The 17,514-nt window shown below is 57.4% G+C and carries 12 protein-coding genes; 9 read left to right on the forward strand and 3 right to left on the reverse strand.

Annotated elements, in window-relative coordinates; genetic code table 11:
• Positions 1-232: 232 nt before the first annotated feature.
• The 5 genes from rfbB to VO84_RS08615 are packed head-to-tail and all read left to right on the forward strand — an operon-like array spanning position 233 to position 4,764.
• Positions 233-1,318: a dTDP-glucose 4,6-dehydratase gene (gene rfbB, locus VO84_RS08595; RefSeq protein WP_058187252.1), complete on the forward strand. Its 1,086-nt coding sequence runs from the start codon at positions 233-235 to the stop codon at positions 1,316-1,318.
• Positions 1,315-2,211 carry a glucose-1-phosphate thymidylyltransferase RfbA gene (gene rfbA, locus VO84_RS08600; RefSeq protein ID WP_058187253.1) on the forward strand — a complete coding sequence of 299 codons (897 nt, stop codon included), beginning with the start codon at positions 1,315-1,317 and terminating at the stop codon, positions 2,209-2,211. The genes rfbB and rfbA overlap by 4 nt, the downstream gene beginning before the upstream one ends.
• Positions 2,208-2,753 carry a dTDP-4-dehydrorhamnose 3,5-epimerase gene (gene rfbC, locus VO84_RS08605; protein ID WP_058187254.1) on the forward strand — a complete coding sequence of 182 codons (546 nt, stop codon included), beginning with the start codon at positions 2,208-2,210 and terminating at the stop codon, positions 2,751-2,753. The genes rfbA and rfbC overlap by 4 nt, the downstream gene beginning before the upstream one ends.
• Complete coding sequence (rfbD, locus tag VO84_RS08610; RefSeq protein WP_058187255.1) at positions 2,750-3,676, forward strand: dTDP-4-dehydrorhamnose reductase; 927 nt, start codon at positions 2,750-2,752, stop codon at positions 3,674-3,676. Before rfbC ends, rfbD begins: the two co-directional genes overlap by 4 nt.
• A gap of 47 nt (positions 3,677-3,723) precedes the next feature.
• On the forward strand, positions 3,724-4,764 hold the full coding sequence (locus VO84_RS08615; RefSeq protein ID WP_231737840.1) for an arabinan endo-1,5-alpha-L-arabinosidase: 1,041 nt from the start codon (positions 3,724-3,726) through the stop codon (positions 4,762-4,764).
• A 20-nt stretch (positions 4,765-4,784) separates the two neighbouring features.
• Here the strand turns inward: VO84_RS08615 and VO84_RS08620 are convergent, their stop codons facing one another.
• Positions 4,785-6,185 carry a glycoside hydrolase family 30 protein gene (locus VO84_RS08620; protein ID WP_231737841.1) on the reverse strand — a complete coding sequence of 467 codons (1,401 nt, stop codon included), beginning with the start codon at positions 6,183-6,185 and terminating at the stop codon, positions 4,785-4,787.
• Between the two features lie 313 nt (positions 6,186-6,498).
• Here VO84_RS08620 and VO84_RS08625 point away from each other — a divergent pair, with 313 nt between their 5' ends.
• Both VO84_RS08625 and VO84_RS08630 read left to right on the forward strand, forming a co-directional pair.
• Positions 6,499-8,280 (forward strand): caspase family protein, encoded by a 1,782-nt coding sequence (locus VO84_RS08625; RefSeq protein ID WP_058187256.1) that lies wholly within the window; start codon positions 6,499-6,501, stop codon positions 8,278-8,280.
• A gap of 5 nt (positions 8,281-8,285) precedes the next feature.
• Positions 8,286-12,242, forward strand: a complete 3,957-nt coding sequence (locus VO84_RS08630; protein WP_058187257.1) for an nSTAND1 domain-containing NTPase — start codon at positions 8,286-8,288, stop codon at positions 12,240-12,242.
• A 508-nt stretch (positions 12,243-12,750) separates the two neighbouring features.
• On the opposite strand, the gene VO84_RS08635 is transcribed toward VO84_RS08630, so the two are convergent.
• Positions 12,751-13,113, reverse strand: a complete 363-nt coding sequence (locus VO84_RS08635) for a hypothetical protein (RefSeq protein ID WP_058187258.1) — start codon at positions 13,111-13,113, stop codon at positions 12,751-12,753.
• Positions 13,110-15,368 (reverse strand): serine/threonine-protein kinase, encoded by a 2,259-nt coding sequence (locus tag VO84_RS08640; protein WP_058187259.1) that lies wholly within the window; start codon positions 15,366-15,368, stop codon positions 13,110-13,112. Before VO84_RS08640 ends, VO84_RS08635 begins: the two co-directional genes overlap by 4 nt.
• 130 nt (positions 15,369-15,498) lie before the next feature.
• On the opposite strand from VO84_RS08640, the gene VO84_RS08645 reads away from it, so the two are divergent.
• The gene (locus VO84_RS08645) at positions 15,499-15,852 is read left to right on the forward strand and encodes a hypothetical protein (RefSeq protein WP_058187260.1); all 354 of its coding nucleotides are present in this window, start codon (positions 15,499-15,501) and stop codon (positions 15,850-15,852) included.
• 18 nt (positions 15,853-15,870) lie between these two features.
• Positions 15,871-17,511 carry a SpoIIE family protein phosphatase gene (locus tag VO84_RS08650; protein ID WP_058187261.1) on the forward strand — a complete coding sequence of 547 codons (1,641 nt, stop codon included), beginning with the start codon at positions 15,871-15,873 and terminating at the stop codon, positions 17,509-17,511.
• The last annotated feature ends 3 nt before the right edge of the window (positions 17,512-17,514 follow it).

Here is a 17,514-nt window from a genome sequence, read left to right on the forward strand (position 1 = left end):
ATTTAAAATATCTGCTTCGCATAGCTTCGCGCCAGATACATGGTGCCATTTTGGGATGCCCAGACTCATAGCTTGCAATAGCAGAACCGGGCGCTCACGCCGGAAGCGGCAAGCAGTTGCGGCCCTGTAAGATGCTCATAGATGCAGGTGGCACACCGATGGCAATCGGCGGTATGCATTCGCCTGGCCCTATGCTCGAAGACGCTAAAAAGGGATGACTTATACGACAGGAATGAATAGAAGTGCTACAAACGAGCCTGTTCTGGTTACCGGTGGCGCAGGTTTCATCGGATCCAACTTCGTTTTGCAGTGGGTGCGGGCGGGCGGCGCAGCCATCAACCTGGATCTTGAGACCTACGCGGGCAACCCAGCGAATCTGAATGAGCTGAATGGCAATCCTCGCCATCTTCTCATCCGCGGAGATATCTGCGACGCCATGCTTGTCCGGTCCCTGCTAGCTCAGCACCAGCCGTGCGCCGTGATTCATTTCGCTGCGGAAAGCCACGTGGACCGCTCCATCGTCTCGCCAGGCGAGTTTATCCGTACGAATGTTCAGGGAACCTTTACGCTACTGGAGGAGGCCAAGGCATACTGGCAGGCACTGGGCGAAAGCCGGCGCGATCAATTCCGCTTCCTGCATGTCTCCACCGACGAAGTATATGGATCGCTTGCGCCGGATGATCCTGCTTTTACTGAAACCACGCCCTACGCGCCGAATAGCCCCTACGCAGCCTCAAAAGCAGCTTCGGACCACCTTGTCCGCGCCTACTTTCACACCTACGGTCTGCCTGCGCTCACAACCAACTGCTCCAATAATTACGGTCCCCTGCAGTTCCCGGAGAAACTGATTCCGCTCGTGATTCTGCATGCGCTTGAGGGCAAGCCGCTGCCGGTTTACGGTGATGGCGCCAACGTGCGTGACTGGCTCTTTGTCGGCGACCATTGCTCCGCGATTCGTACGGTGCTCGAGCACGGCAGGCTGGGCGAGACCTACAACATCGGAGGCAACAGCGAGCGCAAAAATATTGAAGTGGTGCGCGCCATCTGCGCCTTGCTCGATGAATTGCAGCCAGCAGCCAGCAAGCACGAGGAATTAATCACCTTTGTAAAGGATCGCCCCGGGCACGATCGCCGCTACGCCATCAACGCCGAAAAAATCCGCAGTGAGCTCGGCTGGCAACCTTCCGTCAGCTTTGAACAGGGCCTGCGTCAAACCGTCGAGTGGTACCTTGCCAACCAAGCATGGGTCGAAAATATCCGTACCGGAGCATATCGGGAGTGGATTCAGCGCAACTACGAAAAGAGAGAAGGGAAATGAAAGGCATCATCCTCGCCGGCGGCTCCGGATCGCGTCTTTACCCGGTCACGCATGTGGTCTCCAAGCAGCTTTTGCCGGTCTATGACAAGCCGATGATTTATTACCCTCTCACCACGCTTATGCTTGCGGGTATTCGAGAGATTCTCATTATCTCCACTCCCGAAGACACAGGACGCTTTGCGCAGTTGCTCGGAAACGGAAGTCAATGGGGTCTAAGCCTGAGCTATGCAGTGCAACCAAGTCCCGATGGTCTGGCGCAAGCATTCGTGATCGGTAAGGACTTCATCGCCAACGACACGTGTGCGCTCGTGCTGGGCGACAACATCTTCTACGGTCAGTTCTTCTCCTCGCAGCTCAAAAATGCAGCCGCCATTGAAGACGGCGCCACTGTCTTTGCATATCGCGTGCAGGACCCTGAGCGCTACGGTGTCGTCGAGTTCGACGCAAACGGCCAAGCCGTCAGCATTGAGGAAAAGCCCGAGCATCCCAAGTCACACTACGCCGTCACCGGCCTCTACTTTTACGATCACCGGGTCGTTGAGATGGCCTCGGAGCTCCGGCCCTCGCCGCGCGGAGAGCTTGAGATTACCGACCTTAACCGTCTCTATCTCGAAGCGGGCAAGCTCAGTGTGCAGGTGATGGGTCGCGGCATGGCATGGCTCGACACCGGCACGCATGACTCGCTCTTTGAAGCAGCACTCTATGTACAGGCCATTCAGCACAGGCAGGGGCTCAAGATCGCCTGTCCGGAAGAAATAGCCTATCGGCTCGGCTACATCAGCGCAGAAGACCTGAAGCGCCTTGCGCACCCAATTCGCAAGAATGGTTATGGCCAGTACCTACTCTCGCTTTGTGACGAGATTTACCCCGCAGCGGAGGATAGCGGATTATGAAGATGGTCGAAACCGAGTTGCCTGGCGTTTGGCTTATTACACCGAGCATCTTCAGCGACAATCGCGGATCTTTTCTTGAAACATGGAACCTGAAGCGTTTTGAAGACTACGGCCTGCCCATCCACTGGGTGCAGGATAATTTTTCCGTTTCCAACCGCAACGTAATTCGCGGCATTCACTATCAGATCATTCAGCCACAGGCCAAACTGGTGCGTGTTACGCAAGGCGCCGTACTGGATATTGCCGTCGATCTTCGCCGCGGCTCGCCGTTTTTCGGTCGCCATGTCACTTTGGAGTTAAGTGCGGAAAATGGCCATATGGTCTATATCCCGATTGGCTTCGGACATGGCTTTGCCGCACTCACCGAGACTGTGGGCTTCGCCTACAAAGTCACCGATTACTACTGTCCGCAAGGCGAGCGCACGATCGTCTGGAATGACCCCCAACTGAATATTCCGTGGCCTGTCTCTGCCGATGACGCCATCGTCTCCGCCAAAGATCGGCTGGGCAGCGCGCTCACCGATGCCGAGGTCTTTCCATGAGCGGACCGCGCATCCTGCTACTGGGTGCAAATGGTCAGCTTGGCCATGAGCTCACGCACAGCTTCGCAAGCGCAGGAGAGCTCGTTGCACAGGATCGCCACACTACCGATCTCACCTCGGAAGAGCAGCTGCGTGCCGCCATCCGCGCTGCAGATCCGGATCTAATTCTGAATGCAGCGGCCTATACCGCTGTCGACCGCGCCGAATCCGAACCCGAACTCGCACATGCCATAAACGCGCACGCTCCCCGCGTTCTGGCTGAGGAAGCTGCGCGTTGCAATAGCCTTCTTGTGCATTACTCCACGGATTATGTCTTTGACGGCTCAAAAGCAGGCCCCTGGTCGGAGGAGGATGCGCCCCATCCGCTCAATATCTATGGCGCATCCAAGCTTGCCGGTGAAGAAGCCATTCGCCAGGTCGGCAGCAAGCATCTCATCTTTCGCACTAGCTGGGTCTATGCGCCGCACGGCCGCAATTTCCTGCTCACTATGCTTCGTCTCGGTCAGGACCGTGACCGCCTCAGCATCGTCAATGATCAGATCGGTGCTCCTACGACGGCGACAGCGCTCGCCCAGGCAACACGCTCTATCACTGACGGCATATTTGCATCGCAGTTCGGCACGGCTCAGCAATGGTCTGGTCTGTATCACATGAGCTGTGGCGGCCACACCTCCTGGCACGGCTTTGCAGAGGCCATCTTCACCCATGCTGAAGAGTTGGAGCTTCTCCATAAAGCAAAGCCGCAGGTTATTCCCATTCCATCTTCGGAATATCCCACCCCCGCCCGACGCCCAAAAAATTCAATTCTCTCGAATCGCAAGTTGCAGCAGACCTTCGGAATCGAGTTGCCGGATTGGCACTCTGCGTTGCAGACAACGCTGCTCAGTATGCAGGATAAAAGCAGTTTTACCGCAGGCCGGTAAGCCACTGAGGATCGTTAAAACATTCAACGTGAATGGAGTTCATTCTCATGCAGATGATTCGCAAAGCCTCCTTTATCTTTCTTCTGATGCTTTCTCCTACGCTTTTTGCTCAGGCGCCACAGGCTCTCACGCTGCAAGGAGATTATGAGTTCACTCACGATCCCTCCATCGCACGCGAGGGTGACACCTACTATGTCTTTGCCACGGGGCATGCTCCGGGCGGTGGTCAGTTCGCCGTTCGCTGCTCGCACAATCTCACGGAATGGAAGCTGTGCGGCCATATCTTCAATGAGATTCCGGAGTGGATTCGTAATGTCAGTCCAAAGACAAAAGAGCTATGGGCACCTGACGTCTCCTACTTCAATGGAAAATTCCATCTGTACTATGCTTATTCCGCCTTCGGTGTAAACACCTCTGGTATCGCGCTCGCAACAAACGAAACCCTAGACCCCACAAGCCCGAAATATGCGTGGAAGGATGAGGGTCTGGTTCTGAAGTCCATAGAAAACGATGATTTCAACGCTATCGATCCCAATATTGTGCTCGATAGCAAAGGGCAACCATGGCTGAGCCTGGGAAGTTTCTGGGGCGGAATCAAGATGCGGCGGATCGATCCTGCCACAGGGAAGCTCGATCCTGCCGATAGCACTGTCTATTCGCTGGCTTCTCGCGTGCGCCCCGCAAACCCTGAGCCAGCCAGGCCCGGCCTGCCTTCCGATTGGCAGGCCATTGAAGCGCCATTCATCGTGCATCATGGAGACTTCTATTACCTCTTTGTCTCCTTCGATCTCTGCTGCCGGGGAACAAAGAGCACCTATCGCACCATGGTCGGACGTGCAAAAAAAGTGACCGGCCCGTATCTCGACGCGAATGGCACACCCATGCTGCAGGGAGGCGGAACGGAACTACTCAAGGCCAATGGGCGCTGGCTCGGGCCCGGCGGAGAATCCGTCTTGCAGCGTCCGGAGGGTGACATCATCGTCTTTCACGCCTATGACGCAGTCACAGGTAGACCCGCCCTGCAGATCTCCACTCTCACCTGGGATCTTGGCTGGCCGCATGCCGCTCTTCAGGAGCCGTCAAAATAACGGTCCAGCAGTGCGTACCTCTACCAGAGAAAGGTGCCGACAGAGTCACCACTCAACGTAGCGGTAAGGCTGTCTCCGTGAGAGCGGATCTGAAACGTCTGCGAACGGCGCCCCGGATTGGCCACGATCAGCACATGCTTTCCATCCGGAGTCTTGAAGGCAACATCAGGAAGTCCCGAAGTTGAAGTCGACCAAATGCGCACCGATCCCGGGCGTACAAACTTGGAGGCGTGCGCAATCACATACCAGGCAACATTCTTCGTAACGTTGTTTCCATCCAACGTGACCGCGCCTTCACACATCGGGCAGCCGCCGTTGTCCGTATGCGGACCGAACTTTGGATCCGCCGCCAGGTTCCAAAGCAATACATTGCTGCTCCAATTCCTGGGTGCAGCAATCACCAATCGCGCCACTGCCTCCGCAACCGGCAAAGGCGCGGCCTCACCCTTATCAATGACCATCTGCTCGGTAAAGTAGAGGTGTTTCTCCGGGTATGCCTCATGCACCTGCGATAGCGCACCCATCTCGCCGCCGTAGAGATGAAACGCAGAACCGTCTACATATTGCCGGGCCTCCGGATCATTCAAAATCGTCAACGGATAATCCGGCCTGTCGCAGTTATGGTCATACACTTGAATCTTTGTCGCAATTCCTGCCTTGTGGAAAGCCGGACCCAGCGACTCTTTGATGAATACGGCTGCATCTGCCGCATCCAAAACCATGCTCGGAGTATTGTTGGGATTCAGCGGCTCATTTTGAAGCGTGATCGCATCCAGGTGTATGCCAAGGCTGGCCATGGCGTGCAGATACGTTACAAAGTATTGCGCGTATGTCTTGTAGTATTCGCGCCGCAGGCTGCCTCCCTTCAGCGCGTCGCTTGTCTTCATCCACGCAGGCGCTGACCACGGCGAACCCAGTATTTTGATCTTCGGATTGATGGCCAGAATCTCTTTCAGCACCGGTACAACCGTCGTGCTATCGGGGCCGAGATCAAATTTTGCAAGATTCGGGTCTGTATCGCCGGCCGCAAGGTCGTCATATGTAAACGCATGGTCGTTCATGTCGGATGAGCCGATGCTGATGCGAAGGTAGCTGACGGCAATGTCATCCGCGCCAGTGCCGACCAGCTGCTGCAGAAACTCCTTGCGCTCCTGCGGTCCCATCTTCATCAGAAGCTGCGCACTGCCGCCTGTCAGTGAGAATCCGAAACCATCCATCGACTGATAACTGCGAGCATCATCGATCAGAATTGCCGGAAGATTGCTATCCGATTTCTCAAAGCGCAAAGGAGTGTTCTGCCGCACCAACAGAGACGATCGATCTGCCGTGGTGAGCCAGAGTGTAACGCCCTTGGACTCCTGAGCAGGTAACGGAAGGACAATTAACACAAGAAGCAGAAAGGCTGGACAAGACCAGAACATGAATCGCCTCATGCTGACAAACTGGCACATGAACAAGGTAGCTGTCTCATTGGATAGCTTCTGCGATCCGGAATATTTCATCAATGCATCTCTTCTCATTTAAGAAATAAGCAACACGAAGACTTCATTTTATTCTTAGACATACTTTAGATATTCCTTGTACACAGCACAACCGAATTTAGAGTCAGCAGCAAATTGCCCGCCAATTCAGCCGTCATCTCCCCTCCACAAGAAAAACAATGGTCATAACCACGCCGTCCGTGTTCTAGTGAATTACACGCTCGCCAGTCACCTTTCGAGAGAGTCAATCATCATGCCGAATCTTTACGCCCTGCTTGTCGCCATCGACGTTTATCCTGCCGGTATTCCGCCACTAAATGGATGCATCAATGACGCCGATGCCATGGAGCAACTGCTTCGCACACGCTTCTCCGATGCAACTCTGCATCTGGTCCGCCTTAACAATGCCGATGCCAAACGGCAAAATATCATCGACTCATTCCGCAGCCACCTCGGCCAGGCTTCCGGGAATGACATCGCGCTCTTCTTCTATGCGGGTCATGGCTCGCAGGTCCCAACCGGCGGCCTCTTTGCCGCCATTGAGCCCAGCGGCATGAACTCCTCCATCGTCTGCTTTGACAGCCGCACCAACGGCGTTCCCGATCTGGTCGATAAGGACATGGGCGTGCTCATCTCGGAGGTCACAGCCAAAGGCGTCCATCTCACCACCATCTTTGACTCTTGCCATTCCGGCTCCATGGACCGCGACCTGCCTTCCACTGAGATTCAGGCCGACGCTCAAGCCACGACCATGGGCTTTGGTCCGTCCAAGAAAAAGGCCGCCGTGCGAAAAGTCCCTCGGCGTGCAGACCCGCAGGCTATCAACGACTACCTCGTCAACCCTTCCACCCTGGAAACCGCCATCCGTGACTCTCCCACTCCGCCACAGCCTGTAAGCTCGATCACGCTGGCTTCCACCGTGAATTATGTCCCGGATCAGTGCGGACTTCACATTCTCCTCGCGGCCTGCGAGACAGACGAAACCGCAAACGAGTACTACGACATTGAAGCCAACAAGCTCCACGGAGCTTTCACCTTTTTCCTTACCCAAACGCTCACCAACGCCAAAGACGCCTTGAGCTACCGCGAGCTGGTTCACCTGGTTCGCGCCACAATGGACGGCAAAGTCGCGCCGCAAACTCCCAAGCTGGAGTCTTCCGGCAACGACGCGATGTTCAGCAATCTCTTTCTCAGCCTCACGCCCACTGTGTGGACGGACTACGCCATCGCCGGCCTCTCCAATCTCACCAACCAGTGGCAGCTTGATCGCGGCGCATTGATGAGCGTTTCGATCGGCGCCCGCTACGCCCTTTATCCCACCACCGCACCCAATTCCGATCTCGCCGACGCCGGAAAGGCTGTCGGACTGGCCACCGTCACATCTGTTACTCCCGCCACATCCATACTTCAGCTTGATCCCGGCGTGCAACTCGATTCAGAGGCCCAATACAAGGCCGTTCCCACCTCATCGTCCGCGCTCAGCCACATCGACACATGGAAGCAGCGCCTCACGCTCACCAATCCCAATACGCAAATTCCCGCAACCGCACTCGATTTCCTGGTTATCGCTTATCCCGGCACGCCGGACCAGCAGGAGCTGCACTGCCCGCCCCACAAGCGAGTCGAACTGACTTACCGCAACGTCCCAGCCGGCCAGGATAATCGCCCGTTTTACTCCGGAAGCATTACAAATAAGCACAATGTTCCGCTCACCGTCGCGCTCCTCGCATTTTCGGGCGACTACAGCATATCCACCGCGCTTCTCGATGCCGAAACGCAACGCCTCGATCCCGGCCAGACCGTTTACCTTCACTCCGGCACGCCGCTCCACTGCTCTGTTCCGGGCACCGCGAAAGACACCACTGACGAGATGCTTCTCGTTATCTCCACGGACTGGTTTGACGCGACCGTCTTCAAGCTCGACTCTCTCAACACCGCGGCACCGCCCAGTCCCACGCGCTCCATGTATTCCAATCCGCTGCCGCAGCAAGACTTTACCACCTGGCGCGTCACATTTCACACCACACGGAGCTGACGCCGATGAGTAGTACCACGCCTCCTGTCTTCTTCTTTACTTTTGCCGATCCCGATCAGCAGTCGGATGTCGCGCTGCCCTCGCTTCAAAGTGAAGAAGCGGGCATCCGCAGCGCGCTGGCTTCCGGGGAACAGGCCGGTAGCTGGGAGTTCGTCTCCGGCTTTCACGCTTGCCGCAAGAACCTGTTTGAGACCTTCCGCAATAACCGTGTCGCCATCTTCCATTTCGGAGGTCACTCCAATCAGCAGAGCCTCTGGCTTCCCGCTGAAACTCCTGGCAATCAGATCGTCGACGGCGTTCTGCTCGAAGAGTTTCTCGTTTCGCAGCCCAGCCTGCAGCTTGCCTTCTTTAATTCCTGTGAGAACCAGGAATGGGCCGCCAAAGTCGCTACCCGCGTCCCCTTCGTCATTGCTTCCGTCGCCAAGCTCGATGACGTCATCGCCGGCCACTTCGCCGCTGCCTTCTATGGCTACCTCGCCACCGGAAGCACCTTGGACGACGCTTTCTCTCAAGCCGCCGGCGATGTCATGGGTACGCACCAGACAAGCCTCGGCAACTGGGTGGACAAATACAAACAGCACCCTCCGCAGTTCCGCACATTTGACGAGGCGGAGGCATTCCCTACCCCCGCACAGGCCACATTCCCCTGGGTCGCAGTCAAACGTCCCGGCGCTTCCTCCTCCGGTTCCTGGCGCCTCGCAGACGTTGCGCATGATCCACTCGTCGGCCTGCCACCGCTCGCACCCGGCTATTACAAGGATCTTCCGAAACAGCCCTATGTCACCATCAAGGGCCACACCAAAGAGAATGCGCCGCTTTTCTTCGGCCGTTCCACAGAGATTCGCGCCATAGCCGACTGGGCGCTCGGCGCTTGCGATCCCGCGCGCCCCATTAGCCTCTTTTACGGGCAATCTGGTGTCGGCAAATCCTCTCTCCTCAATGCCGGCCTGCTTCCGCGCCTCCCCGCCGATTGCCGCTACGCCTATCGCCGCCGCAATCGCAACCTCATCGACGATCTCTACAGCGCCATCGCAGAAGTCATCGCCTCTCAGCCGCCTGCTCCGGGCGCGCCCGCGCCCGAAGCAACGCAAGACCCGGCCGTACGCGAAACCCAGGTCCGCACGTGGCTCAGTCCTCCCCAACGCTCCCTCATCATTCTCGATCAGGTGGAAGAAGCCATCACACACGCCACCACCTCGGGCAATTCTATCGATAGCGAATTGCGCGCCTTCGCCAATCACGTCCGTCAGCTCTTCTCTCAAGCCCCATCCAACTCATCTGCTCGCCTGCTGCTGAGCTTCCGCAAGGAATATCTCGCTGAAATCCGTGGCTACTTTGCCGAAGGCAGCACGGACAACTCGCCCGATCTTCTCGATCACTTCTGGCTCGATCGTCTAGATCACGATGCCATCGTTCAGGTCGTCACCGGCCCGGCTTATCTCCGCTTCGCGGACGATCAAAACAAGACCATCTTCCCGTATAAAATCGTCTTCCCCGAAGGCGACCGTGTCCCAAACCTGATTGCCGATGATCTTCTTAAGGGCGATTCTTCCATCGCCACCGTGCTGCAGATCGTGCTCAATCAGCTCTGGGACGCCACGCAGCCAGATGCAAACGGTATACACAGCTATACCGTCGAGCTCTACGAGAATCTCGCCATCCGTCAGAATCCTCTTCTGGGTTTCTACGAGCAACAGCTCGCCGAGCTCTACGGCCCGGCTGAAACCAAAGCTGCCCCGCAGAGCAAAATCAAAACAGAGCCGGGTGAAATCAAAGCCGCCTCGCAGGGACTCGAGCTTGATCTCCTTTACGCGCATACCTCGGAGCTTGGAACCTCGCGCCGTCGCTCGCTGGATGATCTCAAAAACGATTACGCGAATCTCGGCGAACTTGGCCTCAGCCTCGACCAACTCCTAACCGCGAACATCGATAAATATCTGCTCACGCAGCCGGCGCGCGATCCCGGCGGTATGCAGACCGCAATCGACAATCACTCAACCGCCCTTACCCACGACACGCTTGCCCCGCTTATCCGCCGCGACTTCGCGCTCTCCGAGCTTCCTGGCGCACGCGCACGACGACTACTCGAAAACCGTGGGCGTGAGTGGTCCGGCGGCAGAAAAGGAATTGTCCTCGACCGCGCCGATCTGCGTACGGTCACACGCGGTCTGCCTCACATGCGGGCCGTAACTCCAGACGAGCAGCGTCTTATTGGCCACAGCCGTACCGCCCGCCGCCGAGCCTTCCTTCGATCCTTCCTTCTTCTCCTGCTGCTGCCGGTGCTTGCCGTAGGAACGCTTGCCATATACGTCACCCGAGTGCACCAACAGGAGCAGGACACCATAAACCTGGCCTCCAATTACGCGAGCAATAGCAGTAACCAGGTTCTCGCTATCGCAGAAGGCATGGAATCCGTACGGCTCCAGCAAGGTGGCGCCTTTTGGCTGCGCCTTAACTTCCTGGGGGCCATCAAAGATACAAATAAGGAGATCATTTCCAATCTGCAACAGGCGCTCCAGTTCCGCGAGGTCTATCGTGCGCAGATCGATACCTCAATGGTCGATCTCGATCAGTGCGCCGTCGCGCTCGACCAGCATGATCGCCCGCTTGTGACCAGCCGCAATGGCACAACGTTGTTGGGTGGCAATCCCGTGTCAGCGCTCCAGGATCAGTCCGTTTGCGATCCTGCCAGCGGTGTCATTGCTCAAATCAGTGCAGACGGCTGGAATCTCTCAGTCTGGCGCGCAGGAAAGACGCAGACTTTCCGTCTCGCAGATGAGCTGGCAGGTCCGATGGCTATCCAGCCCGGAGGAACGACGATTGTCTATGGTTCCGGAGCGGGCAGCAATCCAGCAGACAAGTCAATTATTCTCGTCGATCTCTCTACCGGCCAGAAAATTCACCAGATTCAAGGAGTCGACACAGGAAACCGTGTCATGCTCAGCCCCAGCGGACAGTATCTGGTACAGGACAGCAACGGCACGGGCCTCGATTATGTGAACCTTTCGCAACCCTCGCCTCGGGCTGCCTCTCTTACCGGCAAGAACGCGATGGGAAGATTCGTCGGCGTTGTTGGTGGGCAGCAAGTTGTAGCTTTCGGCGGCAAAGGTTTCAGTCCTTCCGAAAAGATGAACCCTGAGTTCAATGATCTGCAGGTCTACCGCCTCAGTGACGGAAAGCTCCTTAACTATGAGACCGGGATCTATGAGGGCAATTCCAGTTGGAGCGGCTATGAAGCCGTCACGCTCTCGCCCGATGGCCGCATGCTTGCTTCTTATAGCAGCATTTCTCTCGGACAGATCGATCTCTGGGCCGTACCCTCCACGCTTGACGCTGCCGAGTCCGGCGGCATGGCGTCCGTCGATCCCGAGCTAAAGCACATGCGCGAAGACCCTGAAAACGAAGGCTCACCAGCGCATCTGGCAAGCTTCAGTGTTCCTCAGGGCATCTGGAACATCATCGGAATTTCGCCCGATCTGCGGTATGTGACCACGGCGGAACTCGAACAAATTCCTGCCGATCAAAACCAGTCGGACTCGAAACAGGCTAAGCAGGCCGCCTTCGTTCATGTCTGGGCTATTCACTCCTATACAAAGAAAGAGCTCCAGCAGATCAAATTTCCTGTGCCGCTCTTCGACATCGGCTGCAAGCTTATCGGCACCTTTATCGATGACATGGCTGCCAACCCAACCATGGTCAGCGGCACCGAGAATATTGACTACCACGCCCTCAGCGCATCCTGTAAGCAAAGGATTAAACAAGAGGGCGTCATGACGAAGGCTACAAAGGCCGGCGACAGTATATCTGCTCCTGAAAAACCGAAATCAACTCCTGCTCCATCCAAGCCTCAGACAAATTCGGCTCCATCCAAGCCCGAATCGGTTACAGATGCGCAGCGGCAGTTGAAAACCGCTCGGCAAGAGGCACGGAAAGCGGCCCGACAAGCTGCTCAACAAAAATAGGAGCTTTGCAACTGAATATGCGAGTTATCCTGTGCTGCTGTGCTTCCGAAGTTATTTTCTTTGTGCAGGTTGCGGACGTCTGCACAGTTTCTACGCAAATCTTTATGTGATCTTCATTTGGGAACTGTGCAGCTTATTCAGTCACGAATATGCCTTACGACCCAGAAATGCACACATTATGGTGCAGCAGGGATGGGGGAGGGGTACCGTACCGTCCCCCAACAAAACGGCCCGAATCCGCGATGGGTTCGGGCCGTTTCTTCCTGCTGATTATGAGTGTGACAGAAAACCCCTTAATGGTACGCAAACTTTCTTGGGGCGGAGGACGGTACGAAAGGACAATGGACGAAAGTAATGTATTGCCGAGGGACAAAGATAAGACAAATGCAGCAAGTTAGCGCTGCGCGTGGCGGGTTAGCTGGTTGGCGAAAATCAGGTCCTTCGACTCACCAACCCAAGCTCAGGATGACACGGCATTTGGAACGTTGAAGGGAGGGGACACCCAGCCTTAGCCACCGGTCCTGTTACGGGGATCGCGGTTGACTGATGGCTCAATCGTCAGTACGGGCCCATCCGCACCTTGTTCGTCCAATGGATAAATGGGCGATCCTTCAGGCAGCACCTGCGCCAGGTAACCGCTGCCTGCCGGCTGCAAAAACGTATACGTCACTGTTGCTCCACCAGCGAGGGTCACCGGCGAGGTCGGCTTTGGCGAAAGGATGCTCTCGGTTGCCGGCGTCAGCACCAGCAGGGTACCTGCGCTGCCTGCATTCACAAACTCGATCTCGTTCCCCGCGGCAACACCAACCTGCGGCGGCTGCGCCCCGCGGTAATCACCGTCCTGCACAATCTCCACAACTATCTTGATCATTTTTTCCCTCCGGTTATCTTCATGGAATAGTTGTCCCCCATCACAAGCGGAGCATTCGGATCGCTGCGAAGCGAGTGGAACGTTGGACTCGCCCTAGCGTAGTTGACCGGGTAGCCAAGCTGCAACGCCTTAGTAAGGAATTCCAAGGCCTCCTTCCGCATACCCAGCACCTCGTAGGCCTCTGCAACGCTTTCCGCCGTGTCCGGGTCCTTTGGCGCAAGCGCAATCGACTTCCGCAGCAGCGGCAAAGCGCGCTCTGTCTCGTGCAGGCTTGCGTAGTACTTACCCAGCATAGAGATCGTATACGCGTCATCCGGGGTGCGCTTCTTCTCTTCTTCCGCCAGCACTACAGCTTTCTTGAACGCCTCCGCTGCCTCGGTCTCATGCTTTCCGTCTGCCGCATAGGCCTCCGCCAGGTTGCCCCATGAGTCGAACTGGTTCGGCGCAACGTCCGTTGCACGCTTATACGTGGCAATCGCACTCGCAAAATCGCTCTTCCGGTAAAATACCTGTCCCAGCGCCATGATCGGATCGGCTCGTGGATCGAGATCGACTGACTTCTGCAGCGCTTTCTGCGCCTCGTCGAGCCGGGCTTCCTTCAGATAAACCAGCCCAAGGTTGTAAAGCACCCGCGCATTCTCCGACGTCTTTTCGAGCGCGTCCTTCAAACTCTTCTCCGCACCGGTGAAATCCCCTGTATCAATCTGCATCGCGCCCATCAGATAGGGCCAGCGCCAGTTTTCATCGTCCAGGTCCATCGCCTGCTGGAACTCTTTCCTCGCATCCTCTGTGCGCCCCTGCTTCCGATATGCGTTCGCCAGCAATCCATGCGCATCCGCGCTTTTCGGGTCCAGATTCGCCGCCTTCTCGAGCTCCTCTATTCCGATATCAGACTTTCCCTGGGCTGCATGAATCATTCCTGAGGTCATCTGCACGGCCGCCAGGCTTGCATTCATCGTCATGGCCTTCGCGCTGGCTGCGTTTGCCTCATCGGCCCACCTGGCTTCGCTCGTGTCCTCATACTTTCGCCAGTAAGCCCGCGCCAGTCCGGCCTCCGCCAGAGCGTCCTTCGGCTCGCTCTTCAGAGCGGACAAATACAAGTCGATCGCCTTCTCCGTATACCCTGGCTTGTCATATCGCGCCAGTGCTTCGTTCGCATCCAGGTAATCCTGGTAGCCGGGATGCACTACTGAAACGCCCACTTGCTTTACCTTGGTCCACATCTGGGTTCCGAAGACAAAAGTGAGTCCAATCGCAACCCAGACCCACTTCCGCGCGAATCCCCAGAAGCCTTTTTCTTTTTCCTCTTTCTCCTTCTTCGCCTTCTTGTCTCGCTTATCCGGCTCTGGCTTTATTTGAAGCACCGCAGCCAACTCTGCGCCCATCTGCGCCGCGCTTGCGTATCGCAGCCGCGCATCGGTTTCCGTGGCTCGCTTCACAATTCCCGCCAACTGCTGCGGCACAGCCGTGACCGGAGCCACCGATCCTGTTGTCAGAAATCTGAGCAGCACGCCCATCGAATAGAGATCGCTCTGCGCCGTTGCCGCATTTCCCGCCGCGACCTCGGGAGCCATATATGCCGGCGTCCCGCTCCATCCCGTCCCCGCCAGCAGATTCTGGCTCAGCCCAAAGTCCATCAGCAGCACGCGCCCGCTCTGATCCCGCATCGCATTGCCCGGCTTGATGTCTCTGTGCAGCAGCCCCGCCGCGTGAACCGCGCCCAGCGCATCGCACAACGCTCCAACTGTCGCCGCCGCATTGCGCTCATCCATCACGCCCTGCGCCGCAATCAGCGCATTGAGCGTTTGCCCGCGCACAAACTCGCTCCAGAAGCCCACGCGTCCCTCGCGCCGATCCACTCCATACACCGGGACAATATTTGGATGATGCACCTTTGCCATGGCGCGGGCTTCGGCCACCATGGTCGTGAACTCCAGCTCCGGGTCCATTCCGCGCGGCAGCAGCAGCTTCAGCGCCACTTCCCGCTCCAGAACCGGGTCCCATGCGCGATACACCTCGCCGAACCCGCCCCGCCCCAGCACCTGCAGAAGCTGAAAATCTCCCCATGCCTTCAGTTGTCCGGAAATTTGTCCAGCATCAGGGCCACCGAGCTTCTCCGTCGTTCCGCCTTGCGCGCCACCCACCAGCACCGAATCTGGCGCGCGGGTCGCATCCGGGTCCGGCGCACGCGTAGCATCCGCGTCGCGCGACACATCCTGCGACTGCGTCACTTCCGGCGAAGGAACCTCGGCCATCAGCGCCTTTCCACAACGGTCTTGCTCAGAAATTCCCGCCTTATGTTCCTAGAAAAAGAAGGATTAGATAAACAGCAGGATGAAATGTAGAATACACCCGACTCGCATTCATCCTCACCGGAGACGTCTAATGCCCACCACCCTGACTCTGCACTTTGAAACCGCGCCTGGAACAGACGCCGCCGCTCTCGCCGCCCAGCTTCAATCCGGTCTCGCCGCGCTGCCCGATGTCGAGCGCGCCGGCGCGCAACCAGTCGCCACCCGCGACCTTGGCGCAACGGAAATGGCCATCATGGGCTTCCTCACCGTCGCGCCCATTGTTCTCACCAAAGCCGCCACCATCATCGACGCCCTCAAGCAGGTGGTGCAGTCTTCTGAGGGTCTGCGCAACGCCATCGTTGAAATCCACGGCCGCAAGATCCCCGTCGCCGAGCTTCAGCCATCTGATATCGCCACCGCTGCCCCTGCAGCTTCCGCCTCATAATAGGGATACGATCTTTTCATGGCGTCTTCCACACACAGGCCCGTTCTCACGTACTCGAACACCGAGGGCTCGCATTCCTTTCCGCTCAACCGGCATACCGTCACCATCGGCCGCCATGCCGATCAGGATCTCGTTCTCGCCGACACTTTCGTCTCCCGCCGCCATGCTGTCATCCGCGAAACCTCCGCCGGCTATGAGATCGAAGATCTAGACAGTTCTCACGGCACCTATCTCAACGGCACGCGCATTCAATCCGTCGTGCTGCGCTCCGGGGACGTTCTGCAGTTCGGCTCGCCCGGAGCCATGAAGATTCGATTCCACGCCTTTGCCTCCAACACCGAGCCCTTTCACCTCGCCATCGCAAGCGATCTCCTTACAACTCTCGGGCAGATCTCCACGCGCGAGCGCACCCCCGCGCAGGAGATGGGCCAGCTCAACTTCCTGCTCAACGCGGCACGCAAGCTTAACGCCGGCTCCGCCACACAGGACATTCTCCACGCGCTGCTTCAGATCTCTATCCAACTCACCAACGTCGAGCGCGGCTTCGCCTTTCTTCTCGATCCCGATTCCGGCGCGGCTCACCACGCATCGCTTCACCTCGCCCTCGGCCTCAGCTCCACCGGCGAGTTTCTGCACGAAGACTCCACCATCTCCCGCTCCGCGATCCAGCAGGCCGTCGAAAGCTCTTCCAAATTCACCATCAGCGATACCTGGGCCGCCATGCAGGCCGCGGCCTCGGATAGCATCCTTGCCAATTCCATCCGCTGCATCTACTGCATCCCACTCCGCCGTCGTGCCACCGGCTCGGAAGTACCGCAGCTGCTCGGCGTCCTTTATCTCGACAGCCGCGCTTCGGCAGGCCGCCTGGACACTCTCGATCACGAGCTCCTCGACGCCATCTCCACTGAGGCCGCCAACCTGCTCAACAATGCTCTGCTGGTGGAAAATGAGCTCAAAGCCCGCAAAGCCGCGGAAGAGCTGGCCATCGCCGCGCGCATTCATGCCGGCCTTATGCCCGCCAATCTGCCGAGCATCCAGTACGCGTCACTGCAGGCCCGCACCATTCCCTGCCGCGATATCGGCGGCGACTTCTACGACGCGATCCCGCTGCCGGATTCACTTGGCCTGGTCATTGCGGATGTCTCCGGCAAAGGCGTGCCGGCGTCCATCGTAGCTGCGACACTCCAGGGCATTATTCATGCGCAGATGCTCACTGGACAGCCGCTCGCTGAGATCGCAGCTTTGGTCAACCGCTTCCTTACCGCGCGCAGCCTGGAAAAATACGCCACGCTGGTCCTGATGAAGCTTTATCCCGACGGCCTGCTGGAATACATCAACTGCGGCCACATTCCGCCGCTGCACATCACGGCCACGGGCGCGCAGCCGCTGCCGGAAAGCAATCTCGTCGTCGGCCTCATCGCCGAGGCAAGCTACTCCTCCGGTCAGATTCGTCTCGCGCCCAATGAGCGGATTCTGCTCTCTACAGACGGCATCGTCGAAGCAGAAAACGGCGTCGAGGAGCAGTTCGGAGATGCGCGCTTTCATAGCGCCGCCCATCTCGAACGCATCGATGCCATTCTTCACCTGGTCTTTGAATTTCAGGGCTCCTCGCCCGCGCAGGACGATTGCACTTTGCTCGACGTCCGCTATCTCGGCTAGTTC

The sequence above is a fragment of the Occallatibacter gabretensis genome (assembly GCF_001449115.1).
In the GTDB taxonomy this organism is placed as follows: domain Bacteria; phylum Acidobacteriota; class Terriglobia; order Terriglobales; family Acidobacteriaceae; genus Telmatobacter; species Telmatobacter gabretensis.